The sequence below is a fragment of the Streptomyces sp. GQ60 genome, assembly GCF_059758875.1.
In genome coordinates, this window is the sequence record NZ_JCAXEG010000036.1 from 1 (window position 1) to 21331 (window position 21331).

10 protein-coding genes are annotated in these 21331 nt (G+C 75.8%); 2 read left to right on the plus strand and 8 right to left on the minus strand.

Translation table 11 applies throughout. From position 1 onward, the window contains the following. The 8 genes from AC6CKD_RS37050 to AC6CKD_RS37085 all read right to left on the minus strand — a co-directional run. On the minus strand, positions 1-1005 hold a 1005-nt coding region (locus AC6CKD_RS37050), incomplete at its 3' end, for an alkaline phosphatase family protein (RefSeq protein WP_498333691.1). Between the two features lie 89 nt (positions 1006-1094). Further along, positions 1095-2069: a galactokinase gene (locus AC6CKD_RS37055; RefSeq protein ID WP_498333693.1), complete on the minus strand. Its 975-nt coding sequence runs from the start codon at positions 2067-2069 to the stop codon at positions 1095-1097. Beyond that, positions 2066-4066, minus strand: a complete 2001-nt coding sequence (locus AC6CKD_RS37060) for a class I SAM-dependent methyltransferase (protein WP_498333695.1) — start codon at positions 4064-4066, stop codon at positions 2066-2068. The genes AC6CKD_RS37055 and AC6CKD_RS37060 overlap by 4 nt, the downstream gene beginning before the upstream one ends. Next, positions 4063-5238: a glycosyltransferase gene (locus AC6CKD_RS37065; protein WP_498333697.1), complete on the minus strand. Its 1176-nt coding sequence runs from the start codon at positions 5236-5238 to the stop codon at positions 4063-4065. The genes AC6CKD_RS37060 and AC6CKD_RS37065 overlap by 4 nt, the downstream gene beginning before the upstream one ends. Further along, a complete protein-coding gene (locus AC6CKD_RS37070) occupies positions 5235-6152 on the minus strand; it encodes an alpha/beta fold hydrolase (RefSeq protein ID WP_498333699.1) in 918 nt (305 codons plus the stop codon). The genes AC6CKD_RS37065 and AC6CKD_RS37070 overlap by 4 nt, the downstream gene beginning before the upstream one ends. A gap of 8 nt (positions 6153-6160) precedes the next feature. Then, positions 6161-6475 carry an acyl carrier protein gene (locus tag AC6CKD_RS37075; protein ID WP_498333700.1) on the minus strand — a complete coding sequence of 105 codons (315 nt, stop codon included), beginning with the start codon at positions 6473-6475 and terminating at the stop codon, positions 6161-6163. Then, the gene (locus AC6CKD_RS37080) at positions 6465-11000 is read right to left on the minus strand and encodes a beta-ketoacyl synthase N-terminal-like domain-containing protein (RefSeq protein ID WP_498333702.1); all 4536 of its coding nucleotides are present in this window, start codon (positions 10998-11000) and stop codon (positions 6465-6467) included. Before AC6CKD_RS37080 ends, AC6CKD_RS37075 begins: the two co-directional genes overlap by 11 nt. A gap of 103 nt (positions 11001-11103) precedes the next feature. Continuing rightward, positions 11104-18771: an SDR family NAD(P)-dependent oxidoreductase gene (locus AC6CKD_RS37085; RefSeq protein ID WP_498333704.1), complete on the minus strand. Its 7668-nt coding sequence runs from the start codon at positions 18769-18771 to the stop codon at positions 11104-11106. 478 nt (positions 18772-19249) lie between these two features. On the opposite strand from AC6CKD_RS37085, the gene AC6CKD_RS37090 reads away from it, so the two are divergent. Next, entirely contained in the window at positions 19250-20143 is an 894-nt protein-coding gene (locus tag AC6CKD_RS37090; protein WP_498333705.1) for a LysR family transcriptional regulator, read from the plus strand. Between the two features lie 168 nt (positions 20144-20311). Further along, on the plus strand, positions 20312-21331 hold a 1020-nt coding region (locus AC6CKD_RS37095; protein WP_498333707.1), incomplete at its 3' end, for a hypothetical protein.

Sequence of the window (21331 nt, forward strand, 5' to 3'; positions counted from 1 at the left end):
CGGGGTCGGGGTCGGGGTCGGGGTCGACGTGGGCGTCGACGTGGGCGTCGGCGTGGGGTTCGTGGAGGCGAACACCTCGCTGATCGGCTGGACGTTGGCGGCGTTCCCGGCGTGCGTCGTGCCGAACAGGTCCTCGAAGGTGCGCAGCAGGTTGTGGTGGTTGAAGGCCGTGGGATACGTGCCCGTCTTGACGTTCGCCCCGTAGAACACGGTGGCGATCTGGTTGGAGCCGAGGAAGTTGTCCTCGTCCCAGGTCAGCACCAGCAGGCTGTTGTTGGCCTTCGCCCACTGCGCGTAGGCGTCGATGTTGTTCTTCGTCCAGGTGTCACCCGTGCCGACCGAGCAGGAGTGCATGTCGTTGCACTGGTTGGGGACGATGAACGAAAGGTTCGGCAGCGCCGCGAAATTGCCCTGCGGGAACTGGGCCCAGGTCTTCCCGGTGTTCAGCGGCACGTTCTTGAAGGCGAACCACGGGTTGTGCTTCTGGGCGTACTGGCCGTTGGTGCAGACCGTGGAACCCTCGCTCGGCAGGTCCTCGTTGTACGTCGCGAAGGTCTTGCCGGCCGCGATCAGCTCCTGGCCGAGGTTGGGCGCGGTCATCGACTGGGGGGTGTAGCAGCCGTCCCCGGTGATGCCCTGGGTGGCGCCGGAGAAGAGGTTGAAGTAGTTCGGCTGGCTGGGGTGGGTCAGCGCCTTCATGCCGGTCAGGCTGGCGCCGCCGCTCGCGAGCTGGTTGATGTACGGGGCGTTGGCGCTGCCGATGATCTCGCCGTACTGCTTGTTCTCGTACACGACGACGACCACGTGGTCGTAAGCGGGCAGCGCGGCCGCGGCCGAGGGCGGCGCCGAAATGTTCTCGGCGGCCTGGGAGTTGGCGATGGTGAAGGCGCCCAGCAGGGCGAGGGCGCCGATGCCGGCGACCAGGGCGGACCGGTGGACCCGGTGTCTCGCGCGAGCGGTCGCGCTCGTGCTCGTACTCGCCGTTGTCGGGGGACGGAGGGGCATGGGTGGTTCCTCCTCGTGACGGGTGGTGTGGTGCTCGGTGGCAGGCCACGGGCGTCGAGCCCGGGGGCGGCCGGGTGCCGGGCCCGGCGTCAGGACTCGCGGCGGGCCGGGCCGGCGACGGTGATGTTCAGGAACCGGGGCACGGGCAGCCCCCGGTCGCGGAAGTCCTCCGCGACCGCCGCCCGCACCGCCGCCGGCCGGGCCTCGGGCAGCAGGACCAGTACGCTCCGCCCCGGCCGCCTCCCCGGCGGCCAGGCGCTCAGGGCCCCGGCCCGGCGGGCGCACCCGACGGCCCGGGCGAGTTCGGCCGTACGGTCCCGCGTGCCGTCGGGGTCCGGCCGCAGGGCCAGCAGCACCAGTCGGGCTCCCGAACCGGCCGGGTCGAAGACCACGTACCGCTGCCGTTGCCGCCGGGGCTCCGGCCGGGGCGGGCCGTGGCCGAGCAGCAGGGCCCGGCCCGGCCGGGCGAAGAGGGCGCCCCGGCGCAGGGCGTCGTCGCCGTCCGGCAGCGCCTCCGCCATCAGCCGGGCCAGCCGTACCCGGTCCGGGTCCTCGCCCGCCGGAGTGTGGACGTCGGCCACCGCGAGGGCCACCGCGCAGTCGGCGGCCTCCTCCGTGGCCAGCCCGGCGGCCGGAGTGAGGGAGCCCTGCACGTGCAGGTCGGTCCCGCCCCGGCCGTACCCGGCCCTGGCCAGTGCGCGCAGCAGCGCGTACGGGCGGGCGGCCCAGGCCGGAGTGGCGGGCGGCGGCCCGGACAGGGCCAGCGGCAGGTCGCAGCCGTCCGCCGGGTGGGCCAGGGAGCTGAGCCGCACCAGGCCGTCCGTGCGCGGGGCCGCTGCGGCCGCCACCGGCCAGCCGGCCGCCGCCACGAGGCCCGGGGAGCCCAGGTGGAAGGTGTACGGGACGCTCCAGACGGCCGCCGGGGGCCGGCCGTGCGCGGCCTCCAGGGCGTAGGCGACCAGGCGGAAGAGCGGGTCGGCGGTGGCCCGGCGGGCGAGGTCGCCTCCGGTGAGGGCCTGGGCGGCGGCCGGGCCCCGGCCGGTCCGCGCGCCGGGGGCCGTCATCGTTCGTCCTTGCGGGCCAGCATCCGGTAGGCGTTGCCGCCGTCCGTGCGCCGGGCCGCGGCGGTGCGCAGCCCGTCGAGCACGGCCGCTGCGGCGAAGCAGGGCAGCGAGGCCAGCCGTACCGCGCCGGTGAGGGCACGTCGGCCGGTGCCGGCCGGGGGTGCCCACGGCCGGTCCGGGTCGGGGGCCAGCCGGGTCGCGGTCAGGGCCACCGCGCCGAAGAAGTCGTTGCCCTGGTGGGCCGGGCCGTGTTCCTCGGCGAGGACGGTGAAGCCGCGGTCGGCGAGTGCCTCGCGCAGGTTCGAGGAGGGGATCAGGTGCTGGTGCTGCGGCTGGAACCAGGGCAGCCAGGCCGGGCCGAGCAGCCGGGCCATCCGGGACTCGGGGTCGGGGAGTTCGATGGCGAGGTAGCCGCCGGGGGCGAGGACGGCGGCCGCCGTGTCCAGTTCCGTGAGCGGGTCCCTGGTGTGCTCCAGGTAGTGGTACATGCTGACCACGTCGTACTGGCCCGCCAGTTTCACCGCGAATTCCGGGAACTGGCCCTGGTGCCCGGTCTCCACCCAGCCGCGCCGCTCGGCCCCGCGGACCCCGTCGCCCATGTCCAGGCCGTCGAACCGGGTGTCGGGCCAGACGGCGCGGGCCGCGTTGCAGAAGTGGCCGTGACCGGTGCCGACATCGAGCCAGGACACCGGGTCGGTGTGCGGGCGGAGCATTTCGGCGCGGCCCCGGTAGGCGGCGCCGAGCCGGCCGAAGACGGTGGCCGCGCCCTCGCCGCCGCGGCCGTCGTAGAAGTCGCGGTAGTAGAACTCCAGTCCCTCCGGCGACAGTCGGGGGTTCTGGAAGACGTGCCGGCAGGCTCCGCACTGTTCCAGGGTGAAGCGGCCGGGCTTGCCCTGGAGCAGGTCCGGTACCCGGACCCGGACGGTGAGCTGGAGGGAACCGCACCAGGGGCAGTCCGGCCGGCGCGGTTCGAGGAAGCGGTCGGTACCGGCGGCCAGGTCGGCCCGGTACGCCTGGGCGGCCTCGGCACGGACGGCCTCTGCCTGCACGGCCTGGGCACGCACGGTCTCGGCCCGCACGGCGGCCCGCTCCGCGTCCCCTGCGGCGGCCCGGCCGTTCGTGGCTACGGCGGCCCCGGGTCGCGGCGTACGGGTCGTCGCGGCGGCCGTACGCAGGGCCGCGCCGAGGGAGCGCACCGGCCGGGCGACCGTGGCCCGGGCCAGGTCGCCCGGGCGCAGGGGTGCGCCGGGCAGGCCCAGGGCGAGGTAGGGCTGGAGCCAGTACAGTCCCGCCGCGGCGGCGCCCCACCGGCCCTGGCGTACGGCGGCGACGGCCAGCAGGGCCAGCCCGGCGAGCTGTGCGGCGGCGAGCGGCCCGGCCGGGAGTCCTTGGGCCCGCAGTTCGGCCGCCCGCGCCGGTCCGCGCGCGTCGGCGGGTGGTCCGCAGCTCAGAGCGGGTGCGATGGCCAGTCCCGCGGCATCGGCGGCGTACTCCTTCACGCGCCGGGTCACCGCCATGAGTTCCGCCGGAGTGGCGGCCGGGCCCGCCGGGTCGATCCCGGCCCGCGCGAGCACCTCCTCGGCGACGAGCACGGCGAACCCGGCCCCGCGTCCTTCGCCGAGCCGGTCCTGCCGGTAGCCGGCCGGGTCGACCAGGCGCAGCAGGCCGAGCACCCGCTCGGTGGGCAGGTCCCCGGGCAGCAGGTCCAGGACCCGCAGTCCCTCCCGGTCGGCGTGCGCGCAGGCGGCGAGGAAGGTGGCCGCGTCGGCCTCGACCCCGCGGGCGGTGAGCAGCCGCCAGCCGGCGGCGCGTGGCACCCCGGCGTCCGCGTACGCGGCCATGGGCAGCACCGGGACCGCGCGCAGCCGGCGGGCCGCGCGCACGGTGCCCGCGCCGAGGGCGGCGAGCAGGAGGGCGGAGGTCCACCGGACGCGGGACAGGAGCAGGGGGGCGGACAGGGTGATCCGGACGGGGGAAGGGAGCGGGGAGCGCGTCACAGGAGTTCCTCCAACCGGTCGGCCGCGGCGGCGGCCCCGCCCGCCGCGGCGAATGAGGCCTGGATCCGCCGGGCGCCCCGGCGGTGGCCGGGTTCGTCCAGTACGGCCGTCAGCGCGTCGCGCAGTTCCTCGGCCCGGGTCCTGCCGAACCGCACCCGCACCCCGGCCCCGGCCTCCACGACCTGCCGGGCGACGATCGGCTGGTCGTCGCGGATCGGGGCGACGACCAGCGGCAGCCCGTGCGCGAGGGCCTCGCAGACGGTGTTGTGGCCGCCGTGGCAGACGACCGCGTCCAGGTGCGGCAGCAACTCGAGCTGTGGTACCCGGTCGCGCAGCAGGACGTTCCCCGGGACCGCCCCGACCAGCGGGGCGGGGGCCGCCAGAACCAACTGGACGTCCGGGCCGAGCCGTTCGGCGGCGCCCAGCACCGCCCCGTAGAACCGGCCCCCGGCCTCCTGGTTGAGGGTGCCCAGCGACACGAGCACCCGTCGGCGGTCCGGGTCCAGGCGCTCCCAGGGGAATCCGGGCGCGGGCGGACGGGCTCCGAAGGCCGGGCCCACGAAAGCGTAGTGCGGCGGGAACTCACCGTCCCCTCCGACGAGTTCGCGGCTGGAGAACACCAGGACCAGCCGCTCCGAGAACCGCGGATCCCACGGCGCTCCGGCCGGATCGGGGTCTGACCCGCACTCCGCCAGCAGTCCGGCGATCTGTGCGGCCACCCACTCCCCCACCTTCGGGAAGTCCGCGAAGGGGAGGGTGAGTTCGGCGGAGGTGCTGGCGGAGGTCACCCAGGGCATCCCGAGGCGCCGCGCGGCCACCGGACCGGCCAGGGCCTGCTGATCGGCGACCAGCACGTCCGGCTCGAAGGCGCCGACCGCCCGGACCACGCCCGGGAGCATCGCCTTGGCCAGCGGGATCAGCGCCTCTTCCCAGAGGAACCGCAGCGCTGCGACCCCGCGCAGATCGCGCCAGCGGGCGTGCAGCAACGCGTAGTCCCCGCCCGCTTCCGCGCCCGCGGAGAGGATCCTGGCGTGCTCGGGCAGCAGCCGGGACAGCGGCCCGGGCGGGCCGGTCCAGGCGACCTCGTGGCCGCGGGCGGCGAGTTCGGCGCCGACCGCCACCGTCGGATTGACGTGCCCCGCGAGCGGCGGCACCGTGAAGAGCACCCTCATCGGACCAGCGCTCCCGCCCGCAGTGGCGCCGCAGCCGCGAGCGCCCCTGCCCTGGCCGTGGCCGTGGCCGGGCTCGTGGCCGTGGCCGTGGCTGTGGCTTTGGCCGTGGCTGTGGCCGTGGCGTCGAGGTGGGCGAGTACGGCCGCTCGCAGCGATCCGCTGCTCTCCTTCAGCACGTCGTGGCCGAGGCCCGGGAGGATCTCGACCGCGGTGACGCGCGGGGCGTGGCGGGCCAGCTCCAGGGCGCCCGGCACCAGTTCGGAGTGCTCGCCGCAGACGATCAGGACGGGGCAGCGCAGTCCGGCGTAGTCGGCCGGGGTGAAGGTGCGGCTCGCCGCGATGTCGTCGATGAGGGTGGTGCGGTTGAGCAGCTCGTCGGCGATGGCCGTGAGGTTGGCCGCCTTGCGCAGCCGCAGGGTGAGCAGCTCGGCGGGCACCGCGCTGTCCTCCAGGCTGAGGGCGGCCGCCGACAGGGTGTCCACCATGTTGTCCACCCAGGCCCCGCTGAGCGGGGGTTCGAGCAGGGTGAGTCCGGCGACCAGGTCGGGGCGGGCCAGGGCGGCGTGCAGCGCCAGGGTGCCGCCGTAGCTGTTGCCGACCAGGTGCACCGTGCGGTGCCCGAGACCGAGCGCGCCGAGCAGGGCGAAGAGGTCCCGTACGGCGGTGCGGCTGTCGTAGCCGGTGGCCGGCCGCTCGGTACGGCCGTGGCCGCGCAGATCGTAGAGGAGCACCTCGTGCCCGGCCCGGGCCACCGGGACGGCCAGGGGGCAGTAGAAGGAGGACAGGTTGTCCACGACCAGCCCGTGCAGGAACACCACCACGGGGCGGTCGGCGGGGTCGGGGCCGGCCGTGTCCGGGGTGGCCGGGAGCTGTTGGACGTGGAAGCGGACGGTGCCCGCGGGGACGAAGGCCATGGCGGGGATCAGCCGTCCGATCCGGTCGAGGCGGCGGCGCGGGTGAGGGACGCGTGGGTGATCCGGCCGATGTGCGTGACGAGTTCGCCCACGGACATGGCGAGGATGCCGTCCATGTCCTTGTCGGACAGGAAGCCCATCAGGTCGACACCGGCGCCGTAGCGGTGGTGGAGGAGTTCGGCGAGGGCGACGAACTCGATGCTCTCCAGAGCGAGGTCCTCGTTGAACGTCGTCTTCATCGTGACCTCGTCCGCGAGGAGGTGCTCGTCACCGACGATCTCCACGAGCATGCCGGTGATCTCGGCGAGGATGTCAGCTGCCATGACTGGTCTCCGTGAGGTGGGAGGGGACGGGGGACGGAGTCGCGGGACGGTCGGTCCAGGCGACGACGTGGCCGGGGTGGTCGAACGGCGCGTCCGCGAGCAGGGTGGTGCGGACCGGGTACGGATGCCCGTCCGGGGCGAGCACCCGCAGCTCGCCGGAGCCCGGGTCGCCGGTGGTCCGCCAGTCGCGCGGGCGGCCTGCGAGTCCGGTCCCGGCGGCCTTGGCGGCCGCCTCCTTGGCGCACCACAGCGCGGTGAGCGCGGCCGGGAGTCCGGTGCCCTCCCGGGCCGCCAGCCGCTCGGCGAGGGCGAGTTCGCCCGGCGCCAGGGCGACGCGGATGAGCGCGTCCGGGTCGGTGGTCACCTGTTCCACGTCGATGCCGACCGGCCGGTCGGGGTGGGCGAGCGCGACCGCGATCCGGTCCTTGTGGGCGATCGTCAGGCGGACTCCCCCGGCCAGGGCTCCCCCGGCGAGGGGCCGCCCGGCCGCGTCGTTGCCGATCGGCACCTCGGCCGGGAAGACCGGCCCGGCTCCGCCGTCCCAGAGGAGGTGGCGCAGTGCGTCCTTGGCGGCGATCCGGCCCAGCAGCCAGGGCGCCCGGGCGCGCGGCGCCAGCCGCTCGTAGGCCGCGCGCTCGGCGGCGCCGAGGTAGCGGCGCATGACCAGCTCCTGCGAGGCGGGGTCGGTCCAGCGGCGACGGGCCAGGCACCAGCCCTCGGGGCGCGGTTCGCCGATGCCGCAGACCTCCGGGGTGAACTTCATCGGCCAGACCCGCTCGTCGGCGCCGAAGCGGCGGTACGTCCAGCCGTCGATCCGGGCCCATACCCGGCCGTCGGCCCGGAGCAGCTCGACATCGCCGCGCACGGTGACGTCGCGCACCTCCCGGATCCGGGCCGTGGCGCCGACGAGTTCGTACGGGGCGGGCGGGGGGCCGGAGAAGCGGATGCCGTCCACGGTGGCCGGGAACACCAGCCGGTCCACGGGGAGCCGCAACTGCATCCAGTGCCCGAAGAGCTGCCCGGCCGCGTCGAGCAGCGCCCCCGGGTCGGGCAGCGCCCGCAGCACGCCGCGGATGCCGTCCGAGCCGATAGACCGCACCTCGTGGACCCCGGCGAAGCGGGGTCCGTGGAACATCCACCGGTCGCGGTAGAGGGCCTCCGCGCTGACGGGGGCCGGCCGCGGCTCGCGCAGCGGGGTGGGATCGGGGCCGGGCAGGGGCTCGTACCGCGCACCGAGCAGCACGAACACGTCGGCGTACTCCCCGAGTACGACGCGCACACGGCCCGGCCCGGCGGGCCGTACGGTGACTTCCAGGTCGAGGGCCGGCTCCACGGGGAGCCAGCGCAGGGCCCGTACCCGCTCGTAGCCGATGACGGCCAGGCCGGGCGGTGCGTCCCGCAGCGCGGCCTCGGCCGCGAGTTCCAGCATCGTCGTCATGGGGACGACGGGGAACCGGTCGGAGTCCTCCGTCCAGCCGTCGGGCTGAAGGTAGACGCAGTGGTCCCGTACGTAGGGCAGCGTGGCGAGGGAGAGGCGCAGGGTGTGGCTCTGGGACTGGGTCTCGGTCTGCGCCTCGGTACGCGACCCGGTCTCTGCCTCGGTCTGTGCCTCGGTCCGTCCGTCGGCGGGGGCCGCGTCCAGGGCGGAGAGCAGGAACGGGCGGGCTTCCGCGGCCACCGGCGCGGGCGGGGTCGGTGGGCCGGGGGCGGCCGGGGTGACGGGAGCGGCCGTCGGAGCGGTGGCCTGTGGGAGGAGGCCGGTCAGGGTGGCGCGTGCGGCCTCGCCGAGGCGGACCAGCGGCGAACCCAGGTCCAGGAGCACTCCGCGCCGGGCCGCCGGCGCTGCCGGCGCTGCCGGGGGTTCGGCTGCGGCCCCGTCCGGGGCTTCCGTTCCCTCGGGGGCCAGGAGGTCCCAGCGCGGGGCGTGGCCCTCGGTCCACAGGGCGGCGCAGGTGCGCCGCAGGGCGGCCAGGCCGGAGAGCCGGGGCGAGGAGGCCGCCACCGAAAGGTGGGGACGGTCGCGCAGGGTGTCCTCCACGAAGCCCGGGAGGCTGCCCGGGCCGAGCGTGACGAAGCCGCGGACGCCCTCGTCCTCGTACAGCCGGAGCGTCAGCTCGCGGAACCGGACCGGTTCCAGCAGATGGCGGACGACCAGCGCGCGCACCTCCTCGGGCTCCGGGGGGAACGGTGCGCAGGTGGTCGCCGACCAGATGGGTACGTTCCCTGACTGGAGCGGCAGTTGAGCGAAGACGGCGCGGACCTGTCCGAGGTAGGGCTCCCACATGGGGGTGTGGAAGCCCGAGCGGAAGGGGAGTTCCTGGCCGAGGACGCCCTCGGCCTTCAGCCGTTCGAGGGCGGTGGCCACGTCGGCGGGAGTCCCGCAGACGACGGACTGGTGGGGGCAGTTGTCGTGGCTGACGACCACCCCGTCCAGGCCGTGCAGCGCGGCCTCCGCCCGTCGGGTCCCGCATCCCAGCGCCGCGTAGACCAGGTCCGGCACCTTCACCGAACCGGGCCGCAGCGAGTTCAGGAAGGTGTCGGCCGCGTCCTGCCGGTACATCCCGGCGGTCACCATCGCCGCCCATTCCCCCAGGCTGTGGCCCGCCAGTACGTCGGCCTGGATGCCGAGTTCGGGCAGCGCCCGGGCGAGGAAGCGGCCCGTCGCGATGGCGTCGAGGGCCCGTTCCGTCAGCTCCTCGCCCCTGGTCAGCCCGGGCCGTTCCAGCCCGAGCCGGTCCGCCACGTCGTCCAGCACCGGGGCGAACTCCGGTTCCAGACCCGGGAAGAGGAAGGCCAGTCGGCCGCCCAGCGGCTCGGGCGTGAACCACACCTCCCCGCGCCCACGCCACGCCCGGCCGCGCGCCACCACCTTCGCGGCCAGCGCCAGCCGCTGGGGCGTGGGACCGACGACGGCGAGCCGGCAGGGCCCGTCACCGCCGGATACCGGGGAGCCGGATGCCAGGAGGTCCGACAGCTCGGCCGCTTCGGCGGCCGCCAGCAGGAGCACCTCCTCCCGCGCGGGCGTCCCCACGGGCCCGGCCGGAGCGCCCAGGGGCAGGAACCGGCGTACGGGCGGGGCCGGTCGCGCGGGCACGCCCCGTCCCGAGGAGGCGACCCGTCCCGAGGGGGCGGGCCGCCGTGCGGCGCCGGGTGCCTCCTCCAGCACCACGTGGGCGTTGATGCCGCCGAAGCCGAAGGCGTTCACCCCGGCCCGGCGCGGCGCCGGCCCGCGTTCCCACGGCAGGGCCTCGGTCACCGGCCGCATCCGGGTCCGGGCCAGGCCGGGGTGCGGCTCCTCGAGGTGCAGGGTCGGCGGCAGCACTCCCTCGTGCACCGCGAGTGCGGCCTTGATCAGCCCGGCCATGCCGGAGGCCTGCATGGTGTGGCCGAGCATCGACTTCACCGAGCCGAAGCCGATAGCGTCCCCGGCATCGTACGGGCCGAACACCTGCGCCAAGGTGTCCAGTTCGGCGGCGTCCCCCACCGGGGTCCCCGTGCCGTGCGCTTCCAGCAGACCCAGCGCGCCGGGTGCCCGCGGGTCGAGACCCGCCTCCCGCCAGGCCCGTTCCAGTGCCCGCACCTGGCCCGCGACCAGCGGGCTCATCAGGCTCGCCGCCCTGCCGTCCCCGGCCACGCCGGTGCCGCGGATCACCGCGTAGATCCGGTCGCCGTCCCGCTCCGCGTCGGCCAGCCGCTTCAGCAGCACCACCCCGGTGCCCTCGGACAGCAGGGTTCCGTCGGCGCGCCGGTCGAACGGCCGGATCCGCTCACTGGGGCTCAGGGCGCGGAGCTGCGTGAACACGCTCCACAGCGTGGCGATGTGGCAGTGGTGGACGGCACCGGCGACCACCACGTCGCAGCGCCCGCCCGCCAGCAGTCCCACCGCCTGGTCGACCGCCAGCAGCGAGGAGGCGCAGGCCGCGTCCAGGGTGTAGGCCGGTCCGTGGAAGTCGAGCCGGTTGGCGGTCCGGGCTGCCGTGAAGCTCGGCACGAGTCCGATCGAGGCGTCGGGCCGTTCGGGACCCAGGGCCTCCTGGAAGGCGGAGCGCACCGCCGCGATCCGCCGCTCTCCGAGTTCGGGTGCGAGTTCCCGCAGGGTCTGCGCCAACTGGTGTGCGGTGCGCACCCGTTGGTCGAGCCGGGCGGTGGCCACCCCCATGAAGCCGCCGCGGCCCAGCACCACGCCGATCCGCGAGCGGTCGGCGGGCAGGCGGCTCTCGCCACCCGCGTCGGCGATGGCCTCGGCCGTGGCGTGCAGGGCCAGCATCTGGTCCGGTTCGGCACCTTCCACGGTGGCCGGCATGATGCCGAACCGGGTCGGGTCGAAAGCGGCGAGCCCGTCCACGAAGCCCCCGCGCCGGCAGTAGAACCGGTCGCCGGAGACCGGTCCGGTCGCGGCGGCCGGGTCGTAGTACACCTCGGGGTCCCACCGCCCGGGCGGTACGTCGCCTATGCAGTCGGTACCCGCCAGGAGGTTGCGGCGGTACGCGGCGAGGTCCGCGGCACCCGGGAACACGGCGCCCATCCCGACGATCGCCGCATCGGTGGGCCGGGGGCCCCGATGATGCCGCCGCTGCCCGGATCCCCGGCCTTGGCCCCGGTCCTGTCCCTGTCCCTGTCGGGGGCGGTCAGCCACGCCGCTCACCGCCCTCGTCTCCTTCGGCCGCCATCAGGACCACCTGTACGTCGGTCCCGTGCGCGAGTTCGGCGAGGAACGCGGCGCCGCCCGCCTCCGGGTCGATGAGGGGAATGCCCCGGCGGGCGTACGCGCGCGCCAGTTCGGGGCTGACCATCCCGCCCGCCTCCGCGGCCCATGGGCCCCAGTCGACGGACAGCACCCGGCCCGGGAAGCTCTCCGCCCAGCCGTGCGCGAGCCCGTCGAGGGCGTCGTTGGCGGCGGCGTAGTCGGTCTGCCCCCGATTTCCGTACACGCCCGCCACGCTGCCGAACAGGGCGAGGAAGCGGGGCGCGGGCGCCGCGCCGTGCTCGGCCGCCGCGGCCGCGAGGTGGCGTGCGCCGGTCACCTTCGTGGTGAACACCTCGGCGAAGGCGGCCGGCTGCTTGTCGCGGAGCAGGCCGTCGTTCAGGGTTCCGGCTCCGTGCACGATCCCGTCGAGTCGGCCGTGGCGGGCCCGTACGGCGGCCACGACGGCTCGTACCGCCCGCTCGTCCGTGACGTCCGCGCAGTGGTAGCCGACGGATGCGGCCACGGTCGCGAGCGCCGCCAGAGTGGCCCGTACCTCGCGCTCCGCGAGGATCCGGGAGGCCGCGGCCTCGATCTCCGCGGGGGTGCGCAGGCCGGTGGCGATCAGTGCGGCGCGCAGGGCGACCCGGTCGGTGGCGTGACCGAACTCGTCCGCCTCGGCAGCTGGTCGAGGCGTGCGCCCCATCAGCTCTACGTGGCATCCGGTGGCCCGGGCCAGCGCCAGGGCGGTCCGGGCGGTGATCCCGCGGGCCCCGCCGGTGAGCAGGACCACCGAGCCCGCGTCGAGGGGCGGTGTCCCGTTGCCGGGGACGAGCGGTGCGGGTACCGGCCGGGGTGTGACCCGTAGGCCCTCGGCGGTGTAGGCGACGGAGGCGGGGGCGGCGGGGGTCTCGATCGACGCGGAGGCGGCGGTCGGCTCTTCCCGCCGGGCCGGTTCGCAGCTCAGCTCGGCGAGGAGTTGCTCCGCGATCCGCTCGGGATCCTCCTTGGAGTGGACTTCCACGGCGCGGACCAGCCTGCCGGGGTATTCGAGGGAGGCGCTGCGGGCGAAGCCGTGCACTCCCGCGCCGGCGGACTCGCCGCGGGCGGTGACCAGGAGGAGCCGGTGCACCCCGCCGGTGAGGGCCCGCCGCAGCCCGGGAAAGCTTTCGGGCAGGACGGGCACCGCGCCCGGCCGCAGGGCGGACAGATCGATGACGGCGTCGAACCCGGCGTCACCTTCCGCCAGTTGCAGTACGTCCGCCCCGCGTGCCCGCAGGGCGCCGGTGAGCGCGGCCCCGACCCCCTGACCGTCTCCGACGACCCCGACCCTCTGACCCCGTAGGACCTCGGGGTCCCCGGGCGCGGGCGGCAGCGCGTGCAGTTCCACCCGGAGGCGGTCGAGGGCGGGCGGAGCCGTGACCGCTGCCGTGGCCACCGGTGCCGCGGCCGGCGGCTCGGGGTGGGCGGTGTGGCCGGCGACCCAGTCGACGATGCCGCGCAGGGTCTTGATCCGGGACAGCTCCTCGATCGCGGACTCGGCGGAGCCGCCGGGATCCTGGGGCAGGCCGATGCGGTCGGCGAGGGCGCCGATGATCTCCACCCGCTTGATGGAGTCGATGGACAGGTCCGCCTCCAGGTCCAGCTCGGGAGCGAGCATGTCCCGCGGGTACCCGGTCCGGGTGTGGACGATCTCCACGATCACGTCCATCACCTCCTCGGCGGACCGCGGCCCCCCACGAGCCGCGTCCCCGCCGCCGGCGACGCCCCCGCTGCCGCTCCCCCCGGTCAGGCCGCCCCCCGGGGCCACATCGCCGGGCATCCCGGATCCCGGAGCCTCGCTGCCGCCGGGCATCCCCGAACCGGAAATCAGACCACCGGGCATCCCACCCCCCAGGGCGGCGCCGCCGGAGAACCCGGCCCCCGCGGCCACACCGCCGGGCATCCCGTAGCCCGCGGTCACGCCGCCGGGCATCCCGTTGCCCGGGGCCGCACCGTCCAGCGCCTCCACACTGGGGGCCGTCGGCCACGAGCCGGCCCCTCCGACACCGTGTTCCGCACCCCCCGGGGCCTCGCCGTATGCCCCGGACCAGGCGCCATCGGCGCCCCCGGACGGGCTTCGGCCGTCCGGCCGGTACTCGGCCCGGAGCGCAACCGGAACTGCGTTCCGGAGCATCCCCGGGGCGCCCGCCGCGCCTTCCGGGATCGCGAGGGCCGGCCCGGTGACGGCGAGGCCCCTGGGCGGGGCCGGGTCCGGGCCGGCCCAGGTCGGTGCCGTCGCCGCCGTCGCCGCGGACGTCGCCGCCGACGCCAGGTAGCCGGTCATGACGTCCCGCTGCGCCTGTACCAGTTCGCGCGAGCCACGCAGGTACTCCAGGACGACTTCCTCGCGACGGTCGGCCGGGGCCGGGGCAGGGGCGGTGCCGTGCCCGTTGCTCGCGAGGCGACCGTCCTCGCGGCCGCTCGCCGGGGCCTCCTGCCGGGCGGGGCGCCCGGCCGGGTCGGTTCCGGCCGGGCTGCCGGCCGGCAGCCAGTGCCCGCCCGCGGCAGGAGTCGGCAGGCTGCCGGGGCCGGGGCCGCCGTTCGGGTGGGCCCCCAGCCGGTCGCCGCCGCCGTTCGCGTGGATCCCCAGCGGGTCGGAGCCCCCGTTCGCACGGGCCGTCAGAGGGGTGCGACCCCCCGCCGTGCCGGTGCCGTTCGTCGGCTGCGTCATGTGATGGGCTCCCTTTCCTTCGGATACCGCGACGTGGACCCGGCGGGCCGGGCGGAGGCCGCCGGGGACGGGGCTGCCGTCCCGGGTGCGGACCAGGTGGCCGTCCACCAGCCAGCCCGGGCGGCGCGGAGCGCGCTCGGGGAGCCGGGAGGTGCGGCCGCGGAACAGGGCTTCCGGCGCCACCGGCACGCCCGCCGCGGCCAGTTCGGCCAGGGCCGTGACCAGGCGGAGCAGCCCGTGCTCTCCCGGTACGTCCAGCGGCACCACCGTGTGCGGCCGGTCGCGCAGGATGCGGCCGACCAGGCCGGAGAGGACGCGGCCCGGCCCGGCTTCCACGAAGGTCCGCACGCCGGCCGCGTACATGTGCTCGACCTGCTCCACGAACCGGACCGGCTCGGCGACCTGACGCGCCACCAGGTCTCGTACCGCATCGGCGGTCGCCGGGTACGGGCCGGCCGTCGTGTTCGACCACACCGGGACGGTGGCGTCGGCCAGTTCCGTCCCGGCGAGCTCCTCGGCCAGGGACGTGGCCGCACCCGCGACGACCTCGCTGTGGAACGCGCAGGCCACGGGGAGCGGGGTCGCCGTCAGGCCCGCCTCCCGTAGGGCGGCCACCGCCTCGGACACGGCGGCGGAAGGCCCCGAAATCACGCACTGGCGGGGTGCGTTGTGGTTCGCGACCACGCACCCGGCCCGTGCGGCGATCTCCCGCACCTCCTCCGGTGCGGCGGTCACCGCCGCCATCGACCCCGGGTCCGTGCCGGCGGCCGCGAGGATGGCCTCGGCCCGGCGCGCGCTCAGCCGCAGCAGGCTCTCCTGGTCCCACACCCCCGCCGCCCACAGTGCGGTGAGCTCGCCGTACGAGTGCCCGGCCACGCAGTCCGGCCGTACGCCCAGCTCTCCCAGCAGCAGGTGCGCCGCCGAGCCCGCCAGCCCGAGGGCCGGCTGGGCCACCCGGGTGTCGGTGACCGCGGCCCGCTGGGCGGTCCGCCCCTGCGCGGTGAAGGCGGCCGGGGGGAACATCGCGGAGACCACCACGCTCGGCGCAGGGTCCAACAGCTCCCGCATCAGGGGAAAGGCGGTGAACAACTCGCCCAACATGCCAGGGCGTTGGCTACCCTGACCGGGGAAGAGGAAGGCCACCTGTCCGGGCGTCGCCGATTCCTCCCGTACGTGGACCCCCGCGCCGGGGGTGAAGGCCCGCGCCCGCTCCAGCCGGGCCGCCAGCTCGTCCAGGTCGGCGGCCACGACCGCGACCCGTACCGCACCCGTCCCGGCGGCCGCCTCGGCGGCGAGGTCCCGCAGCGCCCACGGCCGCCCGGCCGCATCGTTCTCCTCCAGCCTGGCCGCCAGCCGGGCCATCGCCCGCCCCGCCGCCCGCCGGTCCTCGCCGCGGAAGCAGAACAGCTCGGCCGGCCATTCCTCCAGTCCGTGCCGGGGCTCCTCGGCTCCGGCGTAACCGGTCAGCACCGCGTGGTAGTTCGTGCCGCCGAACCCGAAGGCGCTCACCCCCGCGATCCGCCGCTCCGCGGGCGCCGGCCACGGCCGGGCTGCGGTGTCGAAGGAGAAGGGGCTGGTCTCCGCGTTCCAGGCCGGGACCGGTGCGTCGAGGTGCAGGGTCGGCGGGCGCACGCCCGAGTGGACCGCCCGGATCGCCTTGATCAGTCCGGCCAGCCCGGCCGCGCACTTGGTGTGCCCGATCTGCGATTTGACCGAACCCAGCGCGCAGGCTCCGGGAGCGGCGCCCGACTCGGTGAACAGCTCGGTCAGTACGGCCAGTTCGGTGGTGTCGCCGACCATGGTGCCGGTGCCGTGCGCCTCGATCAGGCCGACCTCGCCGGGGCTGATCCCGGCCCGCGCGTAGGCCCGGTCCAGGGCCCTGCGCTGCCCCTCCGGCCGGGGCGCGGTCAGGCCGAGGGAGCGTCCGTCGCTGGCGGCTCCGACCGCCTTGATCACGGCGTACACCCGGTCGCCGTCCCGCTCCGCGTCCGCGAGCCGCTTCAGTACGAGCGCCCCCACCCCCTCCCCGAGGGCGATCCCGTCGGCGGCCGCGTCGAAGGGGCGGCAGCGGCCGCCCGGGGAGAGGGCGCGGACGGAGGAGAACAGCAGGTAGTCGTTGATGCCGTTGTGGACGTCGGCGCCTCCGCACAGCACCATGTCGCTGTCGTTGTCCCGCAGTTGGCGACAGGCGAGGTCGAGTGCGGCCAGCGAGGAGGCGCAGGCGGCGTCGACCGTGCAGTTCGCGCCTCCGAGGTCCAGCCGGTTGGCGACCCGGCCCGCGATGACGTTGGCGAGTACACCGGGGAACGAGTCCTCGGTGAGCCGCGGGAGGTGTTCGTCCAGCTCGGGCGGGAGTTCGCCCAGGTATCCGGGGTACAGCGCGCGCAGCCCGTACGCGCCCGCCAGCTCGGTCCCGGCTTCCGCGCCGAACACGACCGAGGTCCGGGACCGGTCGAACTCCCGGTCCTTGCCGTACCCGGCGTCCGCCAGGGCCCGTGCCGAGATCTCCAGGGCGAGCAGTTGCACCGGTTCGATCCCGGCCAGGGAGGCGGGCGGGATGCCGTACGCGAGGGCGTCGAAGGGCATCGGGCCGAGGAAGCCGCCCCAGCGGGACGGGGTGCGTTCGCCGGCCCGCGCCGGGTCGGGGTCGAAGTGGAGGGCCGGGTCCCAGCGTTCGGCCGGCACCTCGGTCACGGCGTCGAGCCCGGCCAGGATGCGGGCCCAGTAGGCGGCGAGGTCCGGCGCGCCGGGGTAGGCGCAGGCCATGCCGACGACGGCCACGTCCAGCGGCTCGGGCCGGGTGGCGCCCGCGGCGGCCGCAGCGTCACCCTCGGGCTCCGGACCGGCGAGCTCCTGGGCCCGATGCCGGAGCAGTTCGGTCGCCCCCTCGGTGACCTCGGCGTGCAGGGCGGCGATGGTGGTGGTCCCGGAGCGCAGAGTGGCGGCCTGGCCGAGCATGAACAGCCCCTCGGCGAGCTGGTGTTCCTCGTCCACGGGCTCCAGACCGGAGCCGGCGGCACCGCGTCGCAGTCCCTTGCTGGCGATCCGGAGCCTTCCCAGGTTGAGCCGCTCCAGCTCCTCCCACACCTCGCGCGGCTCGGCGCCACCCTCCGCGAGCCGTTGCCGGGTGGCCTCGAAGGTGTCCACGTACGGGGTGACCGCGCAGCGCGTGGCGTGCCCGGGCGCGGTGTGCAGCAGTACGGTGTCGGCGCACTCCAGCGCCGCCCGCTGGAAGCGGGGCCGGACCGCGCCCGCCGCCACCGCCTCCTCGGTGAACAGGTACGCGGTGCCCATGAGCACCCCGATGCGCGCACCGCGTTCGGCGAGCGGAGCCGCCGCGGCGGCGGCCATCGCGGCGGAGCGGGCGTCGTGGATCCCGCCGGCGAACAGCACGTCCAGCGCGGCCGGTTCGGGGCAGGACAGCAGCAGCTCGATCTGCTCCTCCCACAGCGGGAACGAGGCGCGCGGCCCCACGTGGCCCCCGCATTCCAGCCCCTCGAACACGAACCGCCGCGCCCCGTCGGCGAGATACCGCTCCAGCAGGCCGGGCGAGGGCACGTGGAGATGTGCCCGGGTCCCGGCGGCCTCCAGCGGGGCCGCCTGCCCCGGGGTGCCGCCCGCGATGATCGCGTACGGCGGACGCACCTCGGCGACGGCCGCCAGCTGCTCGGCCCGCAGTTCGGCCGGGGCGAAGCCGAGCATCCCCACGCCCCAGGGCCGCTCCCCGAGCCGCTCGGCGGTCTCGGCGAGGAGCCGGCGCACCTGCGGCCCCGCCATGACCGCGAGCGCCAGGTAGGGGACCCCGCCCCCGGCGGCCACCGCCTCGGCGAAGGCCGCCTGGTCGCTGACCCGGGTCATCGGCCCCTGCGCCACCGGGAACGGTCGGCCCGGGCCGTGGCCGCCCCCCAGCGGCCGGGCCCGTACGACGGCCGCCAGATGCCCGGCGACGGCCGACCGGATGCCCCGGAGGATGCCTCCGGCCGTCCGGTAGCGGGCGGCCAGCCGGGCCGCCGAGGCCCCGTCCTGCCCGATCGGGAGCAGCTGCGTGCGCAGGTCCCGGGCGCCCAGCAGGGTGGCGACCGGCCCCTGCGGCGGGGTCAGGTCGGGGCGTGCGTAGACCCGGTGGTCCCGCAGGATCCTGGTCTCGGATCCGTCCATGGCCCGTACGGCCGCGGCCACTTCGGCGGGCAGCCCGGCCTCTCCCTCGGGCGTGAGGGCCAGTTGTACGTCGACCAGCACCCCTGCGGCTCCGCCCGCGACGGCCGCGGCCGCCGTGTGCGGCCCGATTCCGCCGTACGCCCGTACGGGCAGCCCGAACGCGGGCTCGGCGAGCAGCTGTTGGAGGAGCACGAAGGTGGTGGTCCCGCCCACCCGGCCGCCCGCCTCGTGCCCCTTGGCCACGAGCGCCTCCACCCCGGCGGCCGCCGCGGCCACGGCCTGTGCCGGATCGGTGATCTCGGCCCACACCCTCGGCCGCCCGGAGGCGGCCGCCCAGCCGGCCACCTCGTCCGGGGTGTGGCGCGCGGGGTCGGCGAGCAGCACCGTGTCCACTGCGGCCGGCAGCTCCCCGGGACCGATCGGGCAGCCCGCGGGCACCCGTATCCCGTAGCGGCCGGCTCCCAGGCGGCGGGCGATCTCGGCCATCGCGCACCGCGCGGAGCCGGCGTCCCGGCCGAGGTCGAGCAGACCCAGGGCGCCGGCGCGCTCGGCCGCGGTGACGATCCGCGGGTTGGGCTCCTCGAACGGGCTGACCGCGACGACGAGGTCGCGGTCGGTGGCGCGGAGCCGCCCGGTCCGTGGAGCCGACGGGTGCTGCCGGGGCGGTAGGGCACGCGGGGGCTGGGGGGACGGCTCGGGCTGGGGGGACACGGACGCTCCTCTTCCAGTGCTGTGTGACATGGCGCAGTGCGGGACGGAAGACGGGGGAAGAAGCGGGAAAGGGAAAGACGGTGGACGAACCGCCCTCCTCCTGGTGAATTCGAGGCGGGCGGCGCGCGAAACGGCCGGGTGATGGCGAACCGGCGGGGGCAGGGTTGAGCGGTGGTCAAATTCCCTGGTGCCGGGATGCATCGTGCGGTGGCGGCCCCGCACTGTCAACGGTCATCCGGAGCCGTTCACTTCGCACCGAGGACGGGCCCCACCGACCCGGACGGCCCCCCGGCCACACCGTCGGCGCGTCCCCTACGAGGCCATGGCCTGCGGCGTTGCGTCCGGGCGGCCCGCCCTCGGCCCACCGGTCAGTGGACCGCAGCCGCTCGGGCTCATGCCGCATGGGTATGGGTTGTCACCGGTCCGGCATGAACACCTTTGCGAAGCTTGACGGTTGTTCACCCGACGCAGTCTTACAGGTACACGCTCGCCCGGTTACCGTCCGGTCATGACCCCCACCCTCGCCCAGCTCCGCTACCTCGTCGCCGTCGCCGACTGCCGTTCCATCACCGGCGCGGCGGCCGCCGTCTTCGTCGCCCAGTCCGCCCTGTCCCGTGCCGTCCAGGCCATGGAGCGCGACCTCGGCGTCGATCTCCTCGCCCGCCGGGGAAGGGGGGTGGACCTCACACCGGAAGGGGCCCGGGTCGTCCGGCTGGCCCGTACCGTGCTCGACGCGGTGGAGGCCATCGACGACATCGGCACTCCCCACGGACTGGGCGCCAGGGCCGCCCTGTCCATGGTCACCACCCCCACCCTGGCCCTCGATCTGGCCTCCGAGCTGGTACACACCTTCACGGAACGGCACCCCGGTCTCGACGTCCGACTCCACCAGTACGACAGCCGCGAGGCCGTGGTGCAGGAACTGACGCAGGGCCGGGCCGAGTTGGCGCTCGTGGATCTCCCCCTCGACAAGGAGCTCTCCACCCACCACATCCAGGAGCGCGAGGTGGTGCTCATCTCCCCCGTCGGGTCCGCGCTGCCCGACCCGTTGCCGTTCCGCGCGCTCGACGGGCTGCCCATGGTGCTGCCCACCCCCGGGACCGGCCGGCGTACCGAGATGGAGGCCATGTTCAGCTGCCTGGGCGTGCGCCCGGTGCCCTGCCTGGAGGTGGACGAACGCCTCGGCTGGGTGACGGGGGTGACCGACGGTCGCGGCTCCCTCATCTGGTACCGCGACGTGGTCGCGCGGGCCTTCGGCAGCAGGGCGGAGATACGTTCCTTCACCCCGCCCCTGCTGCGCCCGGTGGGCATCGCGCACGCCCGGCGGCCACTGAGCCGCGCGGCCCGCGCCTTCATCGCGCACGCCCGGCACAAGGCACCCATGCGCGAGCCCTCCCGGTGACCGCCCGATCCGCGCGCGCCGTGCGTCCCGGGTGGGCCGTGCGTCCCGGGTGGGCCGGCCGAAGGGTCCCGCCCGGCGGCCGGACATGCCCGCGCGGCATTGAACGATGCTCAAACAGGCGGCGATTGACCCTGGCGCCGGAACCTGACACCCCCTCACATGGTGGGCATGTCACGACTACTCCTCACACCCCCGCGGGCAGCAGCCCTCGCCACCGCGGCTCTCGCCACGGTCCTGCCGGCCGCGGCCTGGCTGACCGGACCCGCCGCCGGGCCCGCCGGCGCCGCCACCGCGCTCCCCGCGACCGCAGCCCTGGCCGGCGCCGCCGCGGCTCCCGAGCGCCAGTGCACCCTCCCCGGAGGCATGGCCGAGATCAGCGGGCTCGCCATGAGCCGCAAACACCCCGGCGTCTTCTACGCCGTCAACGACAGCGGGAACACCAACCAGGTCTTCGCCATCGACTGCAGCGGCGCCACCGGCCTGCTCAAGGCCACGTACACGGTCTCCGGGGTCACCAACACCGACTGGGAGGGACTGGCCGTCGGCAAGGACTCCGCGGGCCGCCCCGCGATCCTGGTCGGCGACATCGGCGACAACTTCAGCAGCCGCGCCGAGATCACCGTGCACTCCTTCGCCGAGCCCGACCAGCTCGCCAACGCCTCGGTGACCCCCGTGACGTACCGGTTCGCCTACGCCGACGGGAAGCACGACGCCGAATCCCTGCTCGCCGATCCCGTCACCGGCCGGATCCACGTCGCGAGCAAACTCATCGGAACGGCAGGCCAGTTGTACCAGGCCCCGCTGCCTCCGACGCCCGGGCAACTGGGCACCCTGACCGCCGTCCGGCCGGGCCCGGTCTTCGCCACCGACGGTGCGTTCTCCCCGTCGGGGGTCTCGTACACCCTGCGCAGCGGCGGCCCGATGGGGGCCAACACGGCCTCCGTGTACGACACCGCGGGCACCAAGCTCGCGGACGTGGCCCTGCCCGCGCAGTCACAGGGCGAGACGGTGACGTACCTCGACTGCACCAGCCTGCTCGTCGGCTCGGAGAACGACACCCAGATCTGGCGCGTCCCGCTGCCCCCGGAGGCCACTCCGGGCTGCGGCGGCACGCCGACACCCACGCCCACGCCCACCCCCACGTCGACCCCCACGCCCACGCCCACGTCGACCCCGACACCGACACCC

What these genes read in the sequence shown, in the direction of transcription:
- AC6CKD_RS37080 (WP_498333702.1), bottom strand. Translation starts at nt 11,000, where the DNA reads ATGGGCGCCGTGTTCCCGGGTGCCGCGGACCTCGCCGCGTACCGCCGC.
- AC6CKD_RS37070 (WP_498333699.1), bottom strand. Translation starts at nt 6,152, where the DNA reads ATGGCCTTCGTCCCCGCGGGCACCGTCCGCTTCCACGTCCAACAGCTC.
- AC6CKD_RS37090 (WP_498333705.1), top strand. Translation starts at nt 19,250, where the DNA reads ATGACCCCCACCCTCGCCCAGCTCCGCTACCTCGTCGCCGTCGCCGAC.
- AC6CKD_RS37065 (WP_498333697.1), bottom strand. Translation starts at nt 5,238, where the DNA reads ATGAGGGTGCTCTTCACGGTGCCGCCGCTCGCGGGGCACGTCAATCCG.
- AC6CKD_RS37055 (WP_498333693.1), bottom strand. Translation starts at nt 2,069, where the DNA reads ATGACGGCCCCCGGCGCGCGGACCGGCCGGGGCCCGGCCGCCGCCCAG.
- AC6CKD_RS37085 (WP_498333704.1), bottom strand. Translation starts at nt 18,771, where the DNA reads ATGTCACACAGCACTGGAAGAGGAGCGTCCGTGTCCCCCCAGCCCGAG.
- AC6CKD_RS37075 (WP_498333700.1), bottom strand. Translation starts at nt 6,475, where the DNA reads ATGGCAGCTGACATCCTCGCCGAGATCACCGGCATGCTCGTGGAGATC.